The following is a 22203-nucleotide window of genomic DNA, read 5'->3' as shown; positions in this document are numbered from 1 at the left end:
TGACTGTCAGGATCCGGACCTGCCTATTGCCCGGTGTCAGCGCTCCCATCATTTGTAGCGAGCCCCCCGTTCCGCGGGCGTCCTCTGGGTGGGGGATGGCTGACCATGCTTAAACACACCCGTTCCAACCTCACTGCCGAGCAAGGCCCCTCGGCCATCTTCCTGACCCGCCATTTCGCCCTCGAAACGCCATTGAGCGTGGCAGCGGAGAAGGCGGCACAACTGCACGGCCTGCTGTACCTGCTCCGGGACTGTGCGACCGGCGACGGCGCCTTCGAGACCCTGGCGCGGGAACTGCAGGACGGCATCCTGTCGCTGGCGGCGGACCTGGCTCATGAAACGCTGGTGATGAGCGAGATGGCGGTGCTGCAGGCCGGGACGGACGCTGATCGGACCTGAGCGTTCCCATCTCATGCATTGACGTGGATGGAAGGCCAAGGGCCCCACGCGGGCCCTTGGCCTCAGCGCGACGGCTTCGGGTTCCGATGTCGGGTGCGATGGTTCGGCATTGCAGGCACACACTGACCGGATCCGCAGCGCGGCTGCTCTCCAGAGGCATCTACTATCTGCATCTCGATGCGAAGGCCCGCCATCGCAGCCATGCCGACGAGCGATTCGAGATCGAACTGGTGGATTCTGCCGCGCATGAGTTCTGCGATGCGTGCCTGCGGTACGCCGAATAGCGTGGCCGCCTGTGACTCATTCCTGGCCGTGCTGGCGAGATGGTCCTTGAGGGCCAGCATCAGCGCTGAGCGTAGCTTCATGTTCTGGACGCCAACGGGCCTGCTTTCGATGGCTTTCCGAGTGACTTGAAATGGCGACAGGGGCATGGTTCCTCTTCGTTGCGTGCTTGGACTTTCCTCAAGTAGAAGTGCCTGCCCGGACCAGAGACCGTATCGACATCGGCACGTCTGCCTGTCAGCGGCATTTGCGCGACCGGCTTCCGGTAGGCGTTGTGATTGTGTGGGCGTTGACTTTCTCTTTCTGTGTCCGTTTGTGCCGATTGCGTGCAAGATTCGGCCTCGCGACATGGGCTCGTTCCGTATCAGAACGTCACGTTTTCCATACGGAATTGCAGATACGCTTCGCCTCCAGTCCTTGGCTTCCCGACAGGAGCCTGATGGCCCCGCAGCAAGTCGAAGCCGAGCGGCCGCGCAACACCAAGCTCTGGATGACGCAGCATATGCCGGGCGGAACCTATCAGGTGATGACCGATCAACCCGCCTTCTCTGCGGAGATCGACCTGGACCAGGCGCACGCGGGAAGTCGCTCTTTCCGCAAGTTGTGCAGCGAATTCAGGCGGGAAGCTTTGCGTTTGCCAGCTTGATCGCTGTGGGAGGCCAGAGGCAGGGCCTCGCAACGGCTCGCTCTCAAGCCAATGCGCGCCTGAGTTTGACGGCACGACTGTCACTCATCTGTCACCAACGAAAAAGCCCTGCCAGACAGGCCAGGGCTTGAAAGACGGGCGCTTCGCGAACGGCCCGCCACCAGTATCGGCAGTCGGCGCGCGTTTGCCCAGGCGATTCGTGCCACCGTCGCGGCGGCGCAACGACGGTGTGCCGGGGGAGCGACGTCCCGGGTGCTGGCGATGCGTGGTGTGCTGTCCCGGTATCGCGCGGTGGCTCGCGGCAGGTCATCTTCGCCGGTGCACGCGCGAGATTAACTCGTTTGCGTGATGGGACGGTTGCCGCCGCCCCGGCATACTGGGTTCCAGCGGCAGCCCGGCGCGGCAGCTCCGCCTCGTGCGGCAACCTGAGGCGCGCCGCGGGCAACGACAGCGTCGATGCATCGCGGCAGCAGACAGGGAGCGCTGGCGGCCACGTCCTCATCACAACAGCGGGCGGGCCGACTTGCAGGCTTTTGGGGATTGCCTCGGGGAAACGCCGGATCCAGCAGCCTTGCCGCCGGGTCCGAGGGAGCCGTCCAGTGCTCTGCGCGTGATGTGGCGGGCCGGATCCGACCCGCCGTTCCTGGTCTCCATCCGGCTGCGCAGGCTTGCCTGCTGCGCAGCCGGATGGAGCGATGGAACGCATGAATGACCCGGTGCGCGCCGTATCGATTGCCGTTGCAACCCCGGTGCAAGCGAGACTTCCGCCGTGCCCCGATCCGTGCCAGCCCTCGCCGGATCTTCCGCTGCGTTTCATCCGGCCCCATCCCGGCCCCATCCCGCCCTCATCCAGCGCGTTCCCCGGCCTGCTGCGCCAGCACCTGGCGCCGCTCGGCGAGGAAGCGCCCCGGCGGCTTGCCCACGGCCTTCTTGAACATGGTGACGAAGGCGCTCGGGCTGTCGTAGCCCAGGTCGAAGGCCACGGCCTGCACCGACAGGCCGCCGGTCAGCAGGCGGGTGCCGGTGATCACGTGCAACTGGCGCCGCCAGTGGCCCACGCTCATGCCGGTTTCCTGCCGGAACAGCCGGCTCAGGCTGCGCTCGCTCATGCCGATGCGCGTCGCCCAGCATTCCAGCGTGGCAGGGTCGGCGGGCTCGGCGAGCAGGGCTTCGGTCAGCCGGCGCAGGCGGGCATCCGCCGGCCGCGGCAGGTGCAGTTCTTCCAGCGGGGCCTTCACCAGCTCGTCGAGCAGCACGGCAATGGCACGCCCGTCCGGTCCTTGCTCGTCGTACAGCTCGGGCATTTCCGCCGCGCGCGCGATCAGGGCCTGCAGCAGCGGCGAAACGGAGACGCTGCAGCACACGGTGGGCAGGCCCGGCACCGCATCGGGCTCGACGAACAGGCCGTAGCCGAGCACCTTGCCGGCGCCGCTGGCTTTGTGCGGTAACTCGCCCGGGATCCACACCGCACACTGCGGCGGCGCGATCCATACGCCGCGCTCGGTCTCCAAGGTGATCACGCCGGACAGCGTGAGCAGAAGCTGGGCCTTGCGATGGGCGTGCAGCGGCTGCTCGTTGCCATCCGTCACCACCTGGATGCTGAGCGCGGCGACGGGCCGCGCGACGCTGTGCGGCAGGTGGGAGCGGAGCAGGTCGGTACTGGCGGGCATGCGGTCCGTGTGGAAGTCGACAAGGGCAGAGCGTGGAGCGGGGACCGGCGATGGCTCGGCGCAGTCCATGGCGGGACTGTAGAGGCCGGCTGGGGTGGCGTCATTTTGCAACTCGGTCAATCCGTTTCGCAATCCAGCCAATGGCCGGATTGCGCAATTCTCTGGCGCGATGGCGCCATGGCGCCAGCCGGGCGCCGGCCTAGCATGCGGCTATCGCGCGGATGCCCTGCCGTCCGCGCCTGGTAGGCGCCCCGGCATGGCTCTCGCCGGCTGGTGTCCTGGTGTTCATCCCTTTGCGCAAGCGCCGTGCCGGGCCGCGTCCGTCGATGCGGTCCGCGCGGGCTTCCCCCTCGCTCTCATGATCCGACTGCCACGCCTGCATCCCCGGGCGCCGGCGCTCCTCCTGGCCTTGCTGCTGGGCGGATGCGCCGTCGGCCCTGACTTCTCTCCCCCCGCGGCGCCGCTGGCCGGCGCGACGCTGTCGCCGCGCCGTGCCGAGGGCTTGCCGGCCCGCCTGACCGCCGAGGCCGCGCCCGCGGCCTGGTGGCGCCTGTTCGGCGACGCCACGCTGGACGCGCTGCAGGCACGCGCGCAGGCGGCCAACCTCGACCTGCGCGCGGCCTCGGCGCGCGTGGCGCAAAGCCGCGCCCGGATGGGCATCGCCGGCGCCGCGCTGCTGCCGGCGCTGGGCGCGGACGGCAACTACGGCCGCCAAGCGGTCAGCGCCAACGGCCTGTTCGCCGCGCTGGGCGCGCCCAGCCATGCGATCGACCTGTGGCAGGCCGGTTTCGACGCCGCCTGGGAGATCGACCTGTGGGGCCGCGCGCGCCGCCTGCTCGAACAGGCGCAGGCGGGCACGCAGGCCGCGCTGCTGGCCCGCGAGGCCGTGCGCGTCAGCCTGTCGGCCGAGGTGGCGCGCACCTATCTGCAATGGCGCGGCGTGCAGGCACAGCTCGACATCGCGGGCGCCAACCGGGCCATCGCCGCACATGCGCTGCGGCTGGCGCAGAGCCGCGAGGCCAACGGCGTGGCAACGCGCTTCGATACTGCCGCCGCGCAGGCGCAGCTGGCCACGGTGACGGCGCTCGAGCCCGAGCTGGAGCGGCAGCGCGATGCGCTGCTCAATGCGCTGGCCTTGCTGCTGGCGCTGCCGCCGCGCGAGCTGGACGGCGAGCTCACGCGTGCGATGCCGCTGCCCGCCATGCCGCCGGCGCTGCCGGTGGGCCTGCCTTCGGAACTGGCCCGGCGCCGCCCCGACATCCTGCAGGCCGAGGCCGAACTGCACGCGGCCACCGCGGCGGTGGGCGCCGCCCAGGCCGATTTCTATCCGCGCCTCACGCTCAAGGCCCGGCTCGGCGCCGAGGCCTTCCAGTTCACCGACCTGGGCAACTGGGCCTCGCGCAACTTCCTGGTCGGGCCCACGCTCTACCTGCCCATCTTCGAGGGCGGGCGCCTGAAGCAGACGCTGGCGCTCACCGAGGCCGGGCAGCAGGCCGCCGCCATCGCCTACCAGAAGACGGTGCTGCAGGCCTGGCACGAGATCGACAATGCGCTCGACGCCTGGGCCGCCGAGCAGCGCCGCCATGCCGAGCTGGCGCGCGCCGAGGCGCAGAACCGCGTCGCACTGCAGGCGGCCGAACGCGCCTGGCAGCAGGGGGCCGCCGACTACCTGCCGGTGCTGGTGGCGCAGCGCAACCTGCTCGGCGGCCAGCTCGCGCTGAGCGACAGCGCCACCACCGCCACCCTGACCGTGGTCGCGCTGTACAAGGCGCTGGGTGGCGGCTGGGAGGCGGGGACGACGGCGGACCCGGCGCCGGGCGAGGCCGCCGCCACGGCCAATACCAGCCTGCCGCCGCCCGATGAGCGCGGCCAGGGAGCCAACTCGTGAGCGCCGCCCGTTCCGGCGAGGCGGCGTCCGTGTCCGGCGGCCTTGCGGTGCCGGCCGTGGTGGCCGCGTCTGCTGCCGCGTCCGGTACTGCCGGCGGTACCACGCGCCCGCTGCTGGCGCTCGGCGGCATCTTCCTGGCCGCGATGATGGCCGGCCTGAACAACCGCGTGGGCACGCTCGCGCTGGCCGACGTGCGCGGCGCGCTCGGCTTCGGCCTGGACGACGCCTCCTGGCTCGGCACCGCCTATGCGGCCGGCGAACTGGTGGCCATGCCCTTTGCCTCGTGGTTCGCCATCACGCTGACGCTGCGCCGCTTCCATCTCGGGCTGCTGCTTGCCAGCGTGGCCGTGGCCTTGCTGCTGCCCTGGGTGCGCGACCTGCACCTGCTGCTGGCGCTGCGCGCGCAGCAGGGCCTGGCCTGCGGCGCGATGATCCCGCTGCTGATGTCGGCCGCGCTCAGGTTCCTGCCGGCGCCGGTCCGCCTGCATGGCCTGGCGCTGTACGCGATGACCGCCACCTTTGCCCCTAATGTGGCGATGTGGCTGGCGGCGCAGTGGACCGATGCGCTGCATGACTGGCGCCTGGTCTACTGGCAGATCGTGCCGCTGGCCGCCATCGCCGGCGCGCTGGTGGCGCGCGGCCTGCCGCGCGAGCCGATCCAGGCCGGCCGCTTCCCGCGCGGCAACTGGCTGGGCCTGGCCTGCGGCGCGACGGGGCTGGCCTTGCTGGCGGTGGGGCTGGACCAGGGCGTGCGCCTGGACTGGTTCCGCTCGCCGCTGGTCACCTGCGCGCTGGCGGCGGGCGCCGGCTGCACGGCCCTGTACCTGCTGACCGAGTGGTACCACCCCGAGCCCTTCATGGAACTGCGCCTGCTGGCACGGCGCAACCTTGGCCTGGGCTTTGCCGTCTTCGTCTGCCTGCTGGTGGTGATGCTGTCGGGCTCGGCCTTGCCGTCGGGCTTCCTGGCGCGGACCTGGGGCTACCGCGCGCTGCAGGGCATGCCGATCGGCCTGATCGTGGGCCTGCCGCAGATGGTGCTGGGCTCGCTGGTGGCGCTGCTGCTGTACCGCCGCTGGGTGGATGCGCGCTGGGTGTTCGCGTGCGGCCTGGCGCTGCTGGCGCTGTCCTGCCTGCTGGCCGCGCGCCTGACGCCCGACTGGATGTGGCGGCAATTCGCCTGGGTCCAGGTATTGCAGGCACTCGGCCAGCCGATGACCGTGGTGCCGCTGCTGTTCCTCGCCACCAGCGTGGTGCGTCCGCAGGAGGGCCCCTATGTATCGGGGATCATCAATGCCCTGCGCGTGTTCGGCACGCTGCTGGGCGGTGCCGGCCTCGGCCAGTTCCTGGCCGTGCGCGAGCGCTTCCACACCAGCCTGCTGCTGGACCACGTCGGCCGGCTGGGCGGTGCCCTCGGCGACGCGCCGCTGCCGGCGGGGCTGGGCGGCATGGTGGCCCGGCAGGCCTTCGTGCTCGCCACCGCCGACGCCTACCGCGTGCTGGGATGGTTCGCGCTGGCGCTGATCCCGGTGGTGCTGCGCCTGCAGTACATCCCTGCTCCTACCGTGGCCGCGCCGCGCTAGCGGGGCCGCTGTCACTGCATTCCGCTCGCTACGGCTTCACCGCAACGCAACAGCAACGAAGCCGTAGCGAAACCGCAACGAACTTATCCGGAGATCGCCATGGCACTCCCCAGACAGATCCAGATCGCCACCGTCAGCCTGGTGGCCCTCATCGCCCTCGGCGCGCTGGCCTACCTGAACCAGCCGGAAGCCGAGGCCGCGGTCCAGTCCACCGACAATGCCTACGTGCGCGCCGATTTCACCGTGGTGGCGCCGCAGGTGTCGGGCCGCGTCGCCCAGGTGCTCGTACAGGACAACCAGGTGGTGCAGGCCGGCACGCTGCTGGCCACCCTCGACGACCGCGACTTCGTGGTCGCGCTCGACAGCGCACGCGCCCAGGTGCAGAGCAGCGAGGCCGCCATCGACAGCCTGCAGGCGCAGCAGGCGCGGCAGCAGAGCGTCATCCGCGAGGCACGGGCCAGTGTGGCGGCCGACGATGCCGCGCTCAGGCTGGCGCGCGCGGACACTGCGCGCTACCGCAACCTGGCCGCCGACGGCGCCGGCACGGTGCAGGCCTTGCAGCAGGCCGAAGCGCGGCTCGCCATCCAGCAGGCCGGCCGCGACCGGAACGCCGCCACGCACGAGGCCGCGCGGCAGCAGCTGGAGATCCTGCGGGCCGACCTGCAGAAGGCGCGCGCCGTGCTGGCGCAGGCCCGCGCCGCGCAGGCCGCCGCCGAACTGAACCTGTCCTACACGCGCGTGGTCGCGCCGCAGGCCGGCATGGTGGGCGAGCGCTCGGTGCGCGTCGGTGCCTTCGTCGGCGCGGGCAAGCCGCTGATGGTGGTGGTGCCGCTGGATGCCGTGTACGTGGAGGCCAACTACCGCGAGACGCAGCTCGCGCACGTGCGGCCCGGCCAGCCGGTGCGCATCAAGGTCGACGCGCTGCCGGGCGTGGTGCTGCGCGGCCGGGTCGACAGCGTGGCGCCGGCCAGCAGCCTCAGCTATGCACCGATCGCGCCGCAGAACGCGACCGGCAACTTCACCAAGATCGTTCAGCGCCTGCCCACGCGCATCCGGCTCGATCCGGCCCAGCCGGAAGCCGCGCGGCTGCGCGTGGGGATGTCGGTGGAGCCGGAGATCGAGACCGGCGCGGGCGGCGCCTGACGCGCGCCGGCGTGCCGCTCAATCCAGCCTGGCGCCCGAGTCCGCCACCAGTTGCTTGAGCACCGGCCAGTCGCGCGCGTAGAGCGCCTGCGATTCCTTCGGCGTGGTACCCAGCGGGCGCAGGCCGAGCGAAGTCAGGCGGGTCTGCATGTCGGGCTGCTGCAGCACCGCGCGGACCTCTTCGTCCAGCTTCGCCACCACCGCCGGCGGGGTGCCCATCGGCGCCAGCAGGCCGATCCAGCCCATGGTCTTGAAGGCGTTGTCCGGCAGGCCCGACTCGGCGAAGGTGGGCACCTCGGGCAGGCCGGCGTTGCGGCTGTCGCCGGTCACCGCCAGCGCCTTGAGCTTGCCGTTTTGGATGTAGGGCTTGGCGGTGAGGAGGCTGGCCACGCCGAACTGCACCTGGCCGCCCATCAGGTCCTGCAGCATCGGCGCCTCGCCCTTGTAGGGCACGTGCACCATGTCGGCCTGCATCTGCCGGCTGAAGTAGGCCCCCGCCAGGTGGGCGTAGGAGCCCACGCCCCAGGAGGCGTAGCCGACCTTGCCGCGGTGGCTGCGGCCGTACTCGCCCAGTTCCCTGGCATTGCGTACGGGCAGCGCGGGCGTGGTCACCAGCACGAGCTGCGCGTCGGCCAGCACGTTGATCAGCGTCAGGTCCTTGCGCGGGTCGTAGGGCAGCTTGGCGTAGAGGAACTGATTGGTCAGCACGGACTGCGTCAGCGTGACCAGCAGCGTGTAGCCGTCCGGCGCGGCCTTGGCCACGGCATCGGTGCCGATGATGCCGGAGGCGCCGCCCTTGTTGTCGACGATGATGGGCTGGCCCAGCCGCTTGCTGAGCTTTTCTCCCAGCGCGCGGGCGACGATGTCGGTGCCGCCGCCGGCGGGGTAGGGCACCACGATGCGGATCGGCTTGGCCGGATAGCCGCCGGCCTGGGCCTGGGCCGCGGTGCTGGCGGTGCCGAGGGTGATGCCGCCGAGGGCGAGCGCGAGCAGCGCGCGTCGTCTGAACATGCCTTGTCTCCTGCGTGTCTTTTTCTGTCGGGTCTGTCGCCATGCCACCGCCGTGGGGGCGAGTGGCGTCCACACGCTACCCGGCTTGAGAAAATACGTCCAATGCCATATTTTTAAGTTTTCGATGCAAATCATGCAAAGTTGAAGCTTGTGTCCCCGTGGCAGCCTCGGCGAGTTACGACACAGGAACGCTTCCAGGAACCCCTCCAGGAGACCAGACGGCACCATGGGCCTTCGCCGCTTGCATCACTTCGTCACGCTGATCGAGCAGGGCAGCTTTGCCCGCGCCGCCGACGCGCTGCACCTGTCGCAGCCCGCCTTGTCGCGCAGCATCCAGGCGCTGGAGGCCGACTACGGTTGCGCGCTGGTCGACCGCAGCTACGGCAAGGCCGGCACGACCGCCGCGGGGACCATGGTGCTGGCGCGGGCCCGCCGCATGCTGCGCGAGGGCCGCGAGCTGCGGCGCGAGCTGCAGTTGCTGCAGGACATCGAGATCGGCAGCCTGCGCCTGGGCTTCGGCCCCTTTGCCGCGGCCTTCCTGCTGGAGCCTGTGCTGGCCGCGCTGGTGACGCGCCACCCACGCCTTGGCATCGACCTGGAGATCGCCGACACGCAGAGCATGGTGCAGGCGCTGGAGGCTGAGCGGCTCGACGTCTTCATCGGCGAGAGCCAGAGCCTGGCCGGCCAGCCGCACCTGCATATCGATCGCCTGCCCGCGCTGCAGACCGGCTTCTTCGTGCGCGCCGGCCACCCGCTGGCCGGGCGGCGCGCCGTAGCGCTGACGGAACTGGCAGGCTTCCCGGTGGCCGGGCCGCGCCTGCCGGCTCGCGTGCAGGCTTTCTTCGCCGCCCAGCTCCAGGCCGAGGCCGACGCGCGTGGCGGACCGGCCGCGGCGCCGGAGGCGTTGCTCACCGTCACCTGCGACGACATGCACGCGCTGCGCACGCTGATGCAGGCGACCGACACCGTCGTGCTGGTACCCCGGTCGATGATGGCGGGTGCCTGTGCCGCGGGCGAGGCGGCCGCGCTGCCGCTGCGCCCGGCCACCGAGCTGCGCGCGCCCTATGGCGCGGTGTGGCTGGCCGGGCGTACGCTGTCGCCGGCCGCGCGCGCCTTCGTCGCGCTGGTGCACGAGGTGCTGCCGGAGGCCTGACGTTCCGGCCCGCCCGGCGCCGGCGGCGCTGTGCGACAGTGCGCCGACGCCAGCGTTCGCCGGCACGCAGGCGCCCGCCCGCGGCGGCCTCAGCGCAGCAGCGGCGCCTCCGTGAGCGCCTGCAGCGCGGACCAGGTCACGCCGGGCGCCATCGCCTCGACGCGCAGCCCGTCCGCTGTCACCGCCAGCACCGCCAGGTCGGTATAGATGCGGCGCACCACGCCGGCCGCGGTCAGCGGCAGGCTGCAGCGCGCGCGCAGCCGCGGCCGGCCGTCGCGCGTGGTGTGCTCCATCAGCACCCAGACCGCGCGCGCGCCGAAGGCCAGTTCCATCGCACCGCCGACGGCCGGCGGCGTGCCGGGGTCGGCGCGGGTCCAGTTGGCGAGGTCGCCGTTGGCCGCCACTTCGTAGGCGCCGAGGATGGCCAGGTCGAGGTGTCCGCCGCGCATCATGGCGAAACTGAGCGCCGAGTCGAACAGGGATGCGCCCGGCAGCAGGCTGACCGGCTGTTTGCTGGCATTGACCAGTTCGGCGTCCTCCTGGCCGGCGGGCGGGCGCGGCCCGAGGTGCAGGATGCCGTTCTCGCTGTGCAGGAAGACTTCGCGGTCCTGCGGCATCCAGTCGGCGACCTGGGTGGGCAGGCCGATGCCCAGGTTGACGTAGGCCCCGTGCGGGACGTCCTGCGCGGCGCGGCGCGCGATCTCCTCGCGCGTCCAGGGCCGGGCGCCGGGGGCAAGGTTCGGCTGGCCGCTCATGCCGCGCCTCCCGGGGCCAGCACGACGCGGTCGACGAAGATGCCCGGGGTCACGACCTGTTCCGGGTCGAGCGCGCCGGCTTCCACCATGCTGTCCACTTCCGCCACCACCACCTCGGCGGCGGTCGCCATGACCGGGTTGAAATTGCGGCCCGCCAGGCGATAGCTCAGGTTGCCGAGCCGGTCGGCGCAATGCGCACGGACCAGCGCGAAGTCGGCGCGCAGCGGCAGCTCCAGCACATAGGCCACGCCGCCGACCTCCTGCACCGTCTTGCCCTCGGCCAGCGGCGTACCGACCGTGATCGGGCTGAGGAATCCGCCCAGGCCGGCGCCGGCGCAGCGGATGCGTTCGACCAGGGTGCCCTGCGGCACCAGTTCCAGCTCGACCTCGCCGTGCCGGTAGGCATCGCGGAAGGCGGTGGCGCCGGCGGTGAGCGGGTAGGAGCAGACCAGCTTGCGCACGCGTCCGGCCGCGATCAGGCTGGCCACGCCTTCGTTGTCGAAGCCTGCATTGTTGGAGACCACCGTCAGCCCGCGCGCGCCCTGGTCCAGCACGGCGTTGATCAGCGCCGCCGGCAGGCCGGCGCTGCCGAAGCCGCCCACCATCAGCGTGGCGCCGTCGCGCAGGCCGGCCACGGCCTCGCTGCAGCGCGCCACGCGCTTGTCCACTCGTTTCATCAGCCTTCCTCACGGGGGGCGCCGCGGCACTGGCCGCGCACGCCGAAGCCGCATCTTGTGCCGGCCGCAGGCATAGGCACAACGGCAGCCACCTTAAATATTGATAAGCTGAGCTTATGAAGACGGCCTGGCAGGCAAGGAGAGCTCCATGGACCTGGAAGTGAGGCACTACCGCTATTTCGTCGCGCTGGCCGAGGCCTTGCACTTCGGCCGCGCGGCCGAGCGCCTGGGCATCTCGCAGCCGGCCTTGAGCCAGCAGTTGCGCTGGATCGAGCAGCGGGTGGGCGCGCCGCTGCTGGCGCGCGGCGGGCGCCGCCTGGCGCTGACCGAGGTGGGGACGGTGCTGCTGCGCGAGGCGCAGGATGTGCTGCGCCGCCTGCAACTGGCCGAACTGGCGACCGCGCGCGCCAGCCGTGGCGAGACCGGCAGCATAGCGATCGGCTACGTTGCCTCGGCGGCGCTGTCGGGCCTGCTGCCGCGCCTGATCCATCGTTTCCGCCAGGATCATCCCGACGTGCAGTTCAGCCTGCGCGAGATGGAGATGCCGCTGCAGCTCACCCGGCTGGCCGACGGCGAACTCGACCTAGGCTTCGTGCGGCCGCCGCTGCCGGGGTTGCCGGAAGGCGTGGCGCTGCTGGAGGTGGCCGACGAGCCGGTGGTGCTGGCCGTGCATGCCGGCCATGCGCTGGCGCGCCAGGCCGTGGTCGATCCCGCCCGCCTGCGCGGCGAGACCTTCCTCTGTACCCACACGCAGGAGGGCACGGGCTTCTATGCCATCACCCAGGCGGTCTGCGCCAGCGCCGGTTTCGCGCCGCGCGTCGAAACGCTGTCGCCGCAGATGTCCACCATCGTCAGCATGGTGGCGGCGGGCTTCGGCGTGGCCCTGGTGCCGGAGTCGATGCGCGCCTTCGCGCCGCCGGACGTGGTGTACCGGCCGCTGGCGCAGCAGGCCGTGCGCTCGCCGCTGGCGGTGGCGCACCGGCGCAATGTGCAGGCGCCGGCGGTGCTGCGCCTGCTGGAACGCTGCCGCGCCGGGCGGCCGGCGCGGCGCGAGGCGGGCGGCGCTCAGCCGCCGCTGTAGATCTCGCTCGGCGCGATCTGGATGTAGACGTCCTTGGCCTGCGGCACGCCGGGCATCAGCAGGGCCAGCTTCATCGAACTGCCGCCGATGGCCTGCAGGAAGGTCCAGCCGACGGTCTGGCCGCCGGCGCGGATGGCGACCGATTCGCCCGAGCCGACCAGCACGCGACGCGTGCCGGGGGTGACGTCGATGGTGCGGGTGACGGTGTCGAGACGGGCGGGACTGCCGAACAGGCGGCTATCCGCGCTGGGGGGCGCGCTGGGGGCGGGGATGGCGGCGGCGGGAGTACTCCAGGCAGAGGCGGCGCCCAGCAGCAGCAGGGCGGCGAGGAGGGAGGTCTGGGTCTTCATGGTGCAAGTCGTGGCCCCGGCGGGATGGCAGTCCCGGGCGGGACAGGGGGCGCCGGAGTCTTGCCGGGCCGCGCACCGTTCCCCGTTGCGGAGGAACGGTGCGTGCGCAGCGCGGAGGGGCGTCGTCTCCGCAGGGCCTGGGGGCGTCGTGTGGCTGGTCGTGTACAAGAACGCGGTTCAGGGTTAACCCTGGCGTCAGTGTAGTGCCGTGGATGAAATTCCAAAAATGACTTGATTTCACAGATGCAAGTCGTTTTCTTCCTGAAGGGCGTGCCGCCGCCGGGCGGCGCATACTGTGGCGGACGCGGCGCCGTCGCGGCTTCCGCTGCCGATGCCTCCGCGTCTCCTTCCGTCCCTTCCGTCCCCTTCCCGCAGGAGGCCTGTCATGACGGCCAAGCCGGTCAAGATTCCCGGACCCGACCATCCCATCACCGTGACGCCCAATCCGGCCCGGGTCATCGTCACGGTCGCCGGCCGCGTGGTGGCCGACAGCCGGCGCGCGCTGACGCTGCGCGAGGCGTCGTACGCGGCGGTGCAGTACCTGCCGCGCGAGGATGCCGACATGGCGCTGCTGGCGCGCACCGGCCACGCCACCTACTGCCCATACAAGGGCGATTGCAGCTACTTCAGCATCCCCGTGGGCGGCACGCGCGCCATCAACGCAGTGTGGTCGTACGAAGCCCCGTATGCGGCGGTGGCGCAGATCGCCGGCTACCTCGCCTTCTATCCCGACCGGGTCGACCGCATCGAGGAAGTGGCGCCCTGAGCCTGCCCTGAGCACGCCCCCGGGCGTGCTCAGGGCAGGGCATGTGCCGTGTCCCGCGCCATGCCGCTAGAATCCGCGGGATCGGATATCCAAGGGAAGGGCATGGAGCTCAGGCAACTGCGCTACTTCGTACAGGTGGTCGAACTCGGCAGCATGGGCCAGGCCGCGCAGAAGCTGGGCGTGGTGACCTCGGCGCTGAGCCAGCAGATCAGCCGGCTGGAGAGCGAGCTGTCGACCCGGCTGCTGCAGCGCACCTCCACCGGCGTGGTGCCGACCGACGCCGGGCTGGCCTTCTGGCGCCAGGCGCAGCTGGCCCTGCGCCATGCCGACGACGCCGTGCGCGCGGCCCAGCTCGCGCGCCTGTCCGGCCACGTCAGCGTGGGCATGGCGCCCAGCACCATCACCGTGCTCGGCCTGCCCTTCCTGCAGGCCATGCGCGAGCGCTATCCCGACATCCGCCTGCACCTGGTCGAGAGCCTGTCCGGCAACCTCGGCGCGATGATCGGCGCGCGCCAGCTCGACCTCGCGGTGCTGTTCCAGACCGCCGCCGGGCAGCGCTGGAGCGTGACTCCGCTGCTGACCGAACGCCTCTTCGTCATCGCCCGCCCCGGCTTGCCAGGCCTGCCGTCCACCGCCACCACGCGGCTGTCGGCGTTGCGCGATCTGCCGCTGATCCTGCCGAGCAGCCCGCACGGGCTGCGCTCGGTGCTCAACGCCGCCTTCCTGCGCAGCCGCTGCCAGCCCAATGTGGTGGCCGAGATCGATGGGCTCGCCATGCTGATGGACGCGGTGCGCGCCGGCCTCGGCGCCACCGTGCAGCCGGGCGCGGCGGTCGGCCGGGTGGCGGGCGAGCCGCTTGCCATGATCGGCATCGCCGACCGCGCCGTGCACCGTCCCAACCTGCTGGTCAGCCTGTCCGACGACGAGCTGTCGCCGGCCGGGCTGGCGGCGCGCAACACGCTGGCCAGCGTCACGCGCGAGCTGGTCAAGGCCGGGCGCTGGCCCGGGGCCACCCTTCACAAAGCCTGAAGACCCCTTGAGCCGGCGCGTCTGGCGCCGCCTCGCCCCGCTCGCTACAGTCCGCGCTTCGACACCAAGCAGTGCGGGAGGCGGAGCGGAATATGTGGGACGTCCTGGTCATCGGCGGCGGCAACGCTGCCCTGTGCGCAGCCTTGATGGCGCGCGAAGCCGGTGCTTCCGTGCTGATGCTGGAAGCGGCGCCGCGCGCGTGGCGCGGCGGCAATTCGCAGCACACGCGCAACCTGCGCTGCATGCACGACGCGCCGCAGGATGTGCTGGTCGACGCCTATCCCGAGGAGGAGTACTGGCAGGACCTGCTCAAGGTCACCGGCGGCCTCACCGACGAGACGCTGGCGCGGCTGGTGATCCGCGCTTCCTCCAGCTGCCGGCCATGGATGCGCAAGCACGGCGTGCGCTTCCAGCCGCCGTTGTCCGGCGCACTGCACGTGGCGCGCACCAATGCCTTCTTCATGGGCGGCGGCAAGGCCCTGGTCAATGCCTACTACCGCAGCGCCGAGGCACTGGGCGTGCAGATCCGCTACCAGGCGCCGGTCGATGCCATCGAGCTGGACGGCGGCCGCTTCGTCGCCGCGCGCATCGGCCGCGAGCGCATCGCCGCGCGCGCCTGCGTGCTGGCCGCCGGCGGCTTCGAGTCCAACCGCGGCTGGCTGCGCGAGGCCTGGGGCCGCAACGAGCGCGGTGAGTGGCCGGCCGACAATTTCCTGATCCGCGGCACCCGTTACAACATGGGCGTGCTGCTGCGCTACATGATCGATGCCGGCGCGGACGCCATCGGCGATCCCTCGCAGTCGCACTGCGTGGCCATCGACGCGCGCGCGCCGCTCTACGACGGCGGCATCTGCACGCGCATCGATTGCGTTTCGCTGGGCGTGGTGCTGAACCGCGATGCCCGGCGCTTCTACGACGAGGGCGAGGACTTCTGGCCCAAGCGCTATGCCATCTGGGGCCGGCTGGTGGCGCAGCAGCCGGGCCAGATCGGCTATTCCATCATCGACGCCAAGGCGGTGGGCCGCTTCATGCCGCCGGTCTTTCCCGGCACCCAGGCCGATACGCTGCCGGGGCTGGCGCGCAAGCTGGACCTGCCCGAGGCGGCTTTCCTGCAGAGCATCGAGGCCTATAACGCGGCCTGCCGCGTCGGCACCTTCGACCACACCCGGCTCGACGACTGCCACACCGAGGGCATCGTGCCGCCCAAGACGCACTGGGCGCGCCCGCTCGATACCGCGCCGTTCTACGGCTACCCGCTGCGCCCCGGCATCACCTTCACCTACCTCGGCCTCAAGGTGAACGAGCAGGCGGCGGTGCACTTCGGCGGCGTGCCGAGCGACAACCTGTTCGTGGCCGGCGAGATGATGGCCGGCAACGTGCTCGGCAAGGGATACACGGCCGGCGTCGGCATGTCGATCGGCACCGCCTTCGGCCGCATCGCGGGCACACAGGCGGCACAGGCCGCCGCGCAGCAACGAGGAAAGCAAGATGAAGCAGCCTGAGACCCTGTCCGCGCCGGCCACGCTGTCGGCCCTCACGCGCGAGGCGCAGGCCCTGGCGCAGGCGCCGGCCGAGGCATCCGCGCCGCGGCGCGTGATCCGCGTGCTGCCGCTGACGGAGAATGAAGAAGAGGTCGCGCGCCAGATGCAGATCTGCAATGCCTGCCGCTATTGCGAGGGCTTCTGCGCGGTGTTCCCGGCCATGACGCGCCGCCTGGAGTTCGGCAAGGCCGATATCCACTACCTGGCCAACCTGTGCCACAACTGCGGCGCCTGCTACCACGCCTGCCAGTACGCGCCGCCCCACGATTTCGGCGTCAACGTGCCGCAGGCGATGGCGCGCGTGCGCGGCCAGACCTATGCCGACTATGCCTGGCCGCCGGCGCTGGGCGCGCTGTACAAGCGCAACGGGCTCACCGTGGCGCTGGCGCTGGCCGCCGGCCTGGCGCTGTTCCTGCTGCTGGCGCTGGCGCGCCACGGCACGCTGTGGCACGCGCCGCTGGCGGGCGACTTCTACGCGATCTTCCCGCACAACCTGATGGCGGCGATGTTCGGCGCGGTCTTCGCCTTCGCGCTGCTGGCGCTGGCGTTCGGCGTGACGCGTTTCTGGCGCAGCGTTTCGCCCGGCCGCGCCGGCGCGCCGGCGCTGGCCGAGGCCGCGCACGACGCGTTCACGCTGACCTACCTGGATGGCGGGCACGGCGAGGGCTGCAACGAGGAGGATGACCGCTTCACGCTGGCGCGGCGCCGCTTCCACCACTGCACCTTCTACGGCTTCCTGCTGTGCTTCGCCGCCACCGCGGTGGCGACGCTCTACCACTACGCCTTCGGCTGGCACGCCCCCTACGCCTATCTCAGCGCGCCGGTGCTGCTCGGCACCATCGGCGGCGTCGCGCTCTCGATCGGCAGCGCCGGCCTGCTGTGGCTGAACCTGCGCCGCGACCCGGCACGCGGCGACGCGGCCCAGCGACCGATGGACCGCGGCTTCATCGCCCTGCTGCTGCTGACGGCGCTCAGCGGCCTGGCCCTGCTGGCCGGGCGCGACAGCGGCGCCATGGCCGCGCTGCTGGCGGTGCACCTGGGCGTGGTGATGGCGCTGTTCGCCACGCTGCCCTACGGCAAGTTCGCGCACGGCATCTACCGCAGCGCGGCGCTGCTGAAGTCGGCCATCGAGAAGCGCCAGCCGGACACGCTGAAGCTGGGCTCGGACTGAGAGCCGCGCGGCACCGATCACGATAAAGACATCGCGACATTGCGACATTGCGACATTGCGACATTGCCAAGAGGAGACGAACCCATGACGACCCACGCACGCAGAACCGTGCTCGCCGGCCTGCTGGGCACGGCGCTGATGCTCGCCGGCGCCGCGCCGGTGCTGGCCCAGGCCTGGCCCGCGCGGCCTGTCACGCTGGTGGTGCCCTTCGCCGCGGGCGGCACCACCGACATCATCGGCCGCATCGTCGGGCAGAAACTGGGCGAGGCCCTGCGCCAGCCGGTGGTGATCGACAACCGGCCCGGCGCCGGCGGCACGCTGGGCGCGAGCGTGGTGGCGCGCGCCCAGCCCGACGGCTACACCTTCCTGCTCGCCACCGTGGCGCACACCATGGCGCCGGGAATCTACAAGAAGCTGCCCTACGAGTTCACGCGCGACCTCGACCCGGTCGGCCTGGTGGCGCTGACCCCCAATGTGCTGCTGGTCAATCCCGCGATCCCGGCCAAGACGGTGCCGGAGCTGATTGCCTACATCCGGCAGCATCCGGGCAAGGTCAACTACGGCTCGGCCGGCATCGGCAGCACCGAGCACCTGTCGGGCGAGCTGTTCCGCGCCATGACGGGCACCGATCTCTCGCACGTGCCTTACAAGGGCGGTGCGCCGATGATGACCGACCTGATCGCCGGCCAGATCCAGATGGCGATCGAGACCAGCCCGTCGGCGGCGCCGCACGTGCGCAGCGGCGCGGTGAAAGCGCTGGCCGTCACCACCGCCAGGCGCTCCTCCGCGTATCCGGGGGTGCCCACGCTCGACGAGAGCGGCGTCAAAGGCTTCGAGGTGACCACCTGGTACGCGCTGGTGGCGCCGCACGGCACGCCGGCGGAGATCGAGCAGCGCGTCGGCGCGGAGCTGGCCAAGGTGCTGAAGCAGCCCGAGGTGCAGAAGCGCTTCGAGGAGCAGGGCGTGACGGCCGGCAATATGAACGCGCAGCAGTTGGCCGCCTTCATCCGCACCGAGACGGCCAAATGGGGCAAGGTGGCGAAGGAATCGGGCGCGTCGGCCGAGTGAGCGGCGCGGCCATCGCGTTCCGCTCTGCAGGCGCCGTGCCGCCGCGGTCGCCAGCGGCACGGCGCCAGGTGCGCGGTGTGCCGCCTGTCTTCGGTTTTCTGCCGCCGGCATCACCTCCGGCCTTGCCGGACGGCGCTGCCTTGAGGCAGAATCTTCCCGTTGCGGCACTGCCGCAACAGCGTTCTCAGGGCGGGGTGAAAGTCCCCACCGGCGGTAATGGCGGTTGTCGCGCGTCTCGCGCTAGCCCGCATTAGCCCGCGAGCGCCCGGCCTGCCCACAGGCCGGGGTCAGCAGATTCGGTGCGATTCCGAAGCCGACGGTCATAGTCCGGATGGAAGAGAGCGCGATGTGTTCGCCTCCTGCCTGGCCTGCCGGGCCCGGGAGGCAGCGCTCGTGCGCCCTGATTCTGGAAACCTCTCCAAGGAAAGCCATGAATCAGCTGACCCCCTCGTATCAACTCGTTCACGAAGGCCGTTCTTCCTCGTCGCCGGGCTCCGGCGGAGCGGGCGGCCGCATTGCCCTCATCTGTGCCCAATGGCACGCCGGCATCGTCCATAGCGCGCGCGACGCCTTCCTGGCCGAAGCGGTCCGGCTCGGCGTGGCGCGCGATGCCATCGATGTCATCGACGTGCCGGGCGCCTTCGAGATCCCGCTGCATGCGCGCAAGCTGGCCGCCAGCGGCCGCTACGATGCCGTGGTGGCGTGCGCGCTGGTGGTCGACGGCGGCATCTACCGCCACGAGTTCGTCGCCGACGCGGTGATCTCGGGCCTGATGCGCGTGCAGCTCGACACCGAGGTGCCGGTGCTCTCCGCCGTGCTGACGCCGAAGAGCTTCCACGATCACGAAGAGCACCGCCGCTATTTCACCGAGCACTTCGTCGTCAAGGGCAAGGAAGCGGCCAACGCCTGCGTGCAGACCATCGCCAGCCTCGGCCGCCTGGCCGCGGCATGAGTGCGGCGGGCGGGGCGCCAGCGCGCGCCGCCTGCTTGAGCGACAATGGCGGCGGCGCCGGGCCGGCGCCGCATCCAGGCGGGGATCCGGCGGATCCCCCCGCGGTCCCGCGGGACCACCGACCAGTTTGGGAAGACAGCATCATGTTCACCGGCATCATCCAGGGCGTGGCGAAGATCGCCGCCATCCAGGACCGCGAGGGCCTGCGCACCTTCGCACTCGAATTCCCGCCCGGCTTCTGCCAGGACCTGGCGATCGGCGCCAGCGTCTCGGTCGACGGTGTCTGCCTGACCGTGACCGAGCTGCTGTCGCCGACCGCGGCCTCCTTCGACGTGATGCAGCAGAGCCTGAATATCACCACGCTGGGTGGTTATGCCCAGGCCGGCGAGGTCAATGTCGAGCGCGCGGCCAAGGACGGCGCAGAGATCGGCGGCCATCCCTTGTCCGGGCACGTCGATTTCGCCACTACCCTGCTGAGCGTGCGCCACTCGGACAACAACCGCGTGCTGCGCATCGGTATCCCGCCGGCGTTCCGCAAGTACGTCTTCGCCAAGGGTTATATCGCCGTCAACGGCGCCAGCCTGACCGTGGCGGAGGTCAACCGCGCCGAAGGCTGGTTCGAAGTGTGGCTGATTCCCGAGACGCGCCGCGCCACGGTGTTCGAGCAGAAGCAGCCCGGCGACGCGCTCAATGTCGAGATCGAACGCGCTACCCAGGTGGTGGTCGACACCGTGCGCGAAACGGTGCAGGAAACCCTGGGCAAGCTGCAGCCCGTGCTGGAAGCCATCCTGAAGGAAAAGGGCCTGACGCTCGACGACCTGATCGAGCCGAACGAGCTGCCGCAGTAGGCGCGCTCCCCCTGGCTGCCGCCGCTTGCCGCCCTTTGCCGCGGTTTCCGGCCGCGGCCCTGGCGCGGCACCTCAACCGCTCCTCAACCGCCGGCTGCCGCCGGTGACGATGCGCCCGGCCGCATGCCGTGGCGCATGCCGTGGTGCATGTCGCCGCCATGGTGGCGCTCATGCTCATGGCGGAACAGCCGGTCGGCGGTCGCCTTCTGCGTGTCCGACAGCGTGGCATAGAGCGGGCTGAAGGCCGCACTCAGTTTCTGCATATGGTCGGCGTGCATCTGTGCCAGCGAAGCGTAGGACTTCATGGCTTCGTCGGCGTTCATCGTCGACAGCTTCTGCGCGTGTTCCTGGTAGGCCTCGCCGGCGCGCTTGCCGTTGTCGCGCATGGCCTGCGCGAAGGCGTCCCACTGCGGCGCCTGCTGGGCGGTGATCTGCATCTGGTCGTGCAACTGCTTGATGCGCTGTTCGACGGCCGCCTCGTGCTGCAGGGCCGGCGTGCGCTTGCCCGCCGCGGCGGGCGTCGACATCGGAGCGCTGGCGCTGCTCTGGGCGAGCGCCGGGCCGGCCATCAGGGCCAGGGCCAGCAAGGCCGGCGTGGCGGCGGAACGGAGGGTGCGAGCGGTAGGGTGCATTGTTGTTTCCTGTTCATCGGGGGAAGGGGCGGGAGCCACCAGGCAAACGTAAACGGTGGCTGAAGTCATCCGCCCGGCACATGCAGGCGGGCGTGCGGGAAGCGAGGCGATTGCGGTGGCGTTCGCACATGGGGGTTCCGCGCCGCGCCGTGGTGCTCCTCGTTGCGAGGGCACGGCCGCGCTCTGGCCGCGGAAAGAGGGAGTCTTCACAAAAAATACTAATGGCCGTCCCTGCGAAGTCAAGGCGGGTGCTTTATGCCGCGCGCACAAAGCGCGCATGACGTGCGCCAGACGCACGCATAGCGCGCGTCTGGCGGTCTGGTTCCAGGGAAGCGGGTGGGAAGGCGGGTGGTGCCGCGTTTGAGTCCATGGTCAAGGATGGCGTGCGGCGCAGGGAGCATCCCTTGCTTGTCCGCCACGCTACAATCCGCTGCATGATGTCTGCAGGCGTGACGCGGCGGTGCCAAGCCCGTTGCCGCGCATAGCCCCGGCCCACCGGCGGGGCTGGCCTGCGGGCACGCCTCCGGCGCCATCCGCCGGCATGGCGGTCCCCGCCGCCGCTCTCACGGATCGCACCTCCGATCCCGGCCGGGCCATGCGGCCCGCTTCCCCCCGTGCGCCGTGCCGGCCCGCTGCGGCTCCGAGCGGGGCGGCCCGGCTCTCCGATCCCGTCCCGAGTATGTCCGTACCCATGAAACCGCCCATCCTTGCTGACCGTCCGGTGGCCCTCGTCACCGGCTCCACCTCCGGCATCGGCGCCGCCGTCGCGCGCCGGCTGTCGCGCGACGGCTTTGCCGTGGTGCTTCATTCGCGCCGTTCCGCCGAGGCGGGCAGGGCGCTGGCCGCCGAACTCGGCCACGCGGTCTACGTCCAGGCAGACCTGGCCGACGACGCCGAGCGGACGCGCCTGGTAGGCGAGGCGCAGGCGGCATGGGGACGGCTGGACGTCCTGGTCAACAACGCCGGCATCAGCGGCGTGATTCCCCACGCCGACCTGGGCGCGGCCACCGCTGCGGTCTGGCAGGCCATGCACGAGGTCAATGTGGTGGCGCCATTCCGGCTGGTGGCCGAGGCGGAGGGGGCGCTGCGCGCGGCCGCCGCGCGGGGCCGGCCGGGCTGCGTGGTCAACATCAGCTCCCACGCCGGGATACGGCCCAAGGGGGCTTCCATCCCCTATGCGGCGAGCAAGGCCGCACTCAACCATACGACCCGGCTGCTGGCCCTGGCGCTGGCGCCCGAGATCCGCGTCAACGCGGTGGCGCCCGGCCTGGTCGATACTCCGCTGACGGCCGACTGGACGCAGGCGCACGCGCTCTGGCGCGAGCGCGCGCCGATGCGGCGCGGGGCCAGCCCGGAGGACATTGCCGAGATCGTGGCCATGCTGGTGTCATCGTCCTACCTGACCGGTGAGATCGTGCTGGCCGACGGCGGCCTCAACCTGGCTTGACGTGATGGTGCCGGCGCTTGGTGGGCGCCGGCGCGTGTGCGCCACGCCTGCAGACTTCCGTGTTTTCCCTTATCGTGTCGTCTGACGTCAGACAAAGACCCCGACAGCCAGCGC

At 71.1% G+C, this 22203-nt stretch carries 22 protein-coding genes and 1 riboswitch; of the genes, 15 read left to right on the top strand and 7 right to left on the bottom strand.

All coding sequences use genetic code 11. The features are described 5' to 3' along the window. Positions 1-105: 105 nt before the first annotated feature. Positions 106-399 carry a hypothetical protein gene (locus tag BKK80_RS19030; RefSeq protein WP_071070500.1) on the top strand — a complete coding sequence of 98 codons (294 nt, stop codon included), beginning with the start codon at positions 106-108 and terminating at the stop codon, positions 397-399. A 62-nt stretch (positions 400-461) separates the two neighbouring features. On the opposite strand, the gene BKK80_RS19025 is transcribed toward BKK80_RS19030, so the two are convergent. Beyond that, positions 462-830, bottom strand: coding sequence for a helix-turn-helix domain-containing protein (locus tag BKK80_RS19025; RefSeq protein ID WP_071015782.1), 369 nt, complete (start codon positions 828-830; stop codon positions 462-464). Positions 831-1120: 290 nt separating this feature from the next. On the opposite strand from BKK80_RS19025, the gene BKK80_RS19020 reads away from it, so the two are divergent. Then, on the top strand, positions 1121-1327 hold the full coding sequence (locus tag BKK80_RS19020; RefSeq protein WP_071015780.1) for a hypothetical protein: 207 nt from the start codon (positions 1121-1123) through the stop codon (positions 1325-1327). Between the two features lie 845 nt (positions 1328-2172). Here the strand turns inward: BKK80_RS19020 and BKK80_RS19015 are convergent. Beyond that, entirely contained in the window at positions 2173-2997 is an 825-nt protein-coding gene (locus BKK80_RS19015) for an AraC family transcriptional regulator (RefSeq protein WP_071015778.1), read from the bottom strand. 358 nt (positions 2998-3355) lie between these two features. Between BKK80_RS19015 and BKK80_RS19010 the strand changes: the two genes are divergently transcribed. From BKK80_RS19010 to BKK80_RS19000, 3 genes are all read left to right on the top strand, one after another. Further along, positions 3356-4885, top strand: coding sequence for an efflux transporter outer membrane subunit (locus BKK80_RS19010; protein ID WP_071070498.1), 1530 nt, complete (start codon positions 3356-3358; stop codon positions 4883-4885). After that, complete coding sequence (locus BKK80_RS19005; protein ID WP_236903697.1) at positions 4882-6465, top strand: MFS transporter; 1584 nt, start codon at positions 4882-4884, stop codon at positions 6463-6465. Before BKK80_RS19010 ends, BKK80_RS19005 begins: the two co-directional genes overlap by 4 nt. Positions 6466-6564: 99 nt before the next feature. After that, a complete protein-coding gene (locus tag BKK80_RS19000) occupies positions 6565-7608 on the top strand; it encodes an HlyD family secretion protein (RefSeq protein WP_071015774.1) in 1044 nt (347 codons plus the stop codon). A gap of 18 nt (positions 7609-7626) precedes the next feature. Here the strand turns inward: BKK80_RS19000 and BKK80_RS18995 are convergent, their stop codons facing one another. Further along, on the bottom strand, positions 7627-8619 hold the full coding sequence (locus tag BKK80_RS18995; protein ID WP_071015772.1) for a Bug family tripartite tricarboxylate transporter substrate binding protein: 993 nt from the start codon (positions 8617-8619) through the stop codon (positions 7627-7629). A 226-nt stretch (positions 8620-8845) separates the two neighbouring features. On the opposite strand from BKK80_RS18995, the gene BKK80_RS18990 reads away from it, so the two are divergent. Next, entirely contained in the window at positions 8846-9772 is a 927-nt protein-coding gene (locus tag BKK80_RS18990) for a LysR family transcriptional regulator (protein ID WP_071015770.1), read from the top strand. An 89-nt stretch (positions 9773-9861) separates the two neighbouring features. Here BKK80_RS18990 and BKK80_RS18985 read toward each other — a convergent pair whose 3' ends face one another. Both BKK80_RS18985 and BKK80_RS18980 read right to left on the bottom strand, forming a co-directional pair. Beyond that, the gene (locus BKK80_RS18985; RefSeq protein ID WP_071015769.1) at positions 9862-10527 is read right to left on the bottom strand and encodes a 3-oxoacid CoA-transferase subunit B; all 666 of its coding nucleotides are present in this window, start codon (positions 10525-10527) and stop codon (positions 9862-9864) included. Then, entirely contained in the window at positions 10524-11204 is a 681-nt protein-coding gene (locus tag BKK80_RS18980) for a CoA transferase subunit A (protein WP_071070497.1), read from the bottom strand. Before BKK80_RS18980 ends, BKK80_RS18985 begins: the two co-directional genes overlap by 4 nt. A 148-nt stretch (positions 11205-11352) precedes the next feature. On the opposite strand from BKK80_RS18980, the gene BKK80_RS18975 reads away from it, so the two are divergent. Then, the gene (locus BKK80_RS18975; RefSeq protein WP_071037839.1) at positions 11353-12285 is read left to right on the top strand and encodes a LysR family transcriptional regulator; all 933 of its coding nucleotides are present in this window, start codon (positions 11353-11355) and stop codon (positions 12283-12285) included. Here the strand turns inward: BKK80_RS18975 and BKK80_RS37775 are convergent. Next, positions 12270-12635 carry a CzcE family metal-binding protein gene (locus BKK80_RS37775; RefSeq protein WP_071037840.1) on the bottom strand — a complete coding sequence of 122 codons (366 nt, stop codon included), beginning with the start codon at positions 12633-12635 and terminating at the stop codon, positions 12270-12272. The two genes, BKK80_RS18975 and BKK80_RS37775, sit on opposite strands and share 16 nt — an antisense overlap. A 385-nt stretch (positions 12636-13020) precedes the next feature. On the opposite strand from BKK80_RS37775, the gene BKK80_RS18965 reads away from it, so the two are divergent. From BKK80_RS18965 to BKK80_RS18935, 7 genes are all read left to right on the top strand, one after another. Beyond that, positions 13021-13401: a DUF427 domain-containing protein gene (locus BKK80_RS18965; RefSeq protein WP_071015764.1), complete on the top strand. Its 381-nt coding sequence runs from the start codon at positions 13021-13023 to the stop codon at positions 13399-13401. A gap of 102 nt (positions 13402-13503) precedes the next feature. Beyond that, positions 13504-14430: a LysR family transcriptional regulator gene (locus tag BKK80_RS18960; RefSeq protein ID WP_071015762.1), complete on the top strand. Its 927-nt coding sequence runs from the start codon at positions 13504-13506 to the stop codon at positions 14428-14430. 92 nt (positions 14431-14522) lie between these two features. After that, positions 14523-15932, top strand: coding sequence for an FAD-dependent tricarballylate dehydrogenase TcuA (gene tcuA, locus BKK80_RS18955; RefSeq protein WP_071070495.1), 1410 nt, complete (start codon positions 14523-14525; stop codon positions 15930-15932). Next, on the top strand, positions 15919-17142 hold the full coding sequence (tcuB, locus tag BKK80_RS18950; RefSeq protein WP_071070493.1) for a tricarballylate utilization 4Fe-4S protein TcuB: 1224 nt from the start codon (positions 15919-15921) through the stop codon (positions 17140-17142). Before tcuA ends, tcuB begins: the two co-directional genes overlap by 14 nt. An 84-nt stretch (positions 17143-17226) precedes the next feature. Then, positions 17227-18210, top strand: coding sequence for a Bug family tripartite tricarboxylate transporter substrate binding protein (locus BKK80_RS18945; protein WP_071015756.1), 984 nt, complete (start codon positions 17227-17229; stop codon positions 18208-18210). Between the two features lie 176 nt (positions 18211-18386). After that, positions 18387-18557: riboswitch (FMN riboswitch) on the top strand. Positions 18558-18640: 83 nt separating this feature from the next. After that, positions 18641-19162, top strand: coding sequence for a 6,7-dimethyl-8-ribityllumazine synthase (locus BKK80_RS18940; RefSeq protein WP_071015754.1), 522 nt, complete (start codon positions 18641-18643; stop codon positions 19160-19162). 143 nt (positions 19163-19305) lie between these two features. Then, positions 19306-20010 carry a riboflavin synthase gene (locus BKK80_RS18935; protein ID WP_071015753.1) on the top strand — a complete coding sequence of 235 codons (705 nt, stop codon included), beginning with the start codon at positions 19306-19308 and terminating at the stop codon, positions 20008-20010. A gap of 83 nt (positions 20011-20093) precedes the next feature. Here the strand turns inward: BKK80_RS18935 and BKK80_RS18930 are convergent, their stop codons facing one another. Further along, positions 20094-20642, bottom strand: a complete 549-nt coding sequence (locus BKK80_RS18930) for a Spy/CpxP family protein refolding chaperone (protein WP_071015751.1) — start codon at positions 20640-20642, stop codon at positions 20094-20096. A gap of 691 nt (positions 20643-21333) precedes the next feature. Here BKK80_RS18930 and BKK80_RS18925 point away from each other — a divergent pair. After that, positions 21334-22089 carry an SDR family NAD(P)-dependent oxidoreductase gene (locus BKK80_RS18925; RefSeq protein WP_071070491.1) on the top strand — a complete coding sequence of 252 codons (756 nt, stop codon included), beginning with the start codon at positions 21334-21336 and terminating at the stop codon, positions 22087-22089. Positions 22090-22203: the final 114 nt, after the last annotated feature.

This window comes from Cupriavidus malaysiensis (assembly GCF_001854325.1).
Taxonomy (GTDB): domain Bacteria; phylum Pseudomonadota; class Gammaproteobacteria; order Burkholderiales; family Burkholderiaceae; genus Cupriavidus; species Cupriavidus malaysiensis.
Note: the sequence above shows the minus strand (reverse complement) of the source record. Positions and strands in the feature narration are given on the sequence as shown.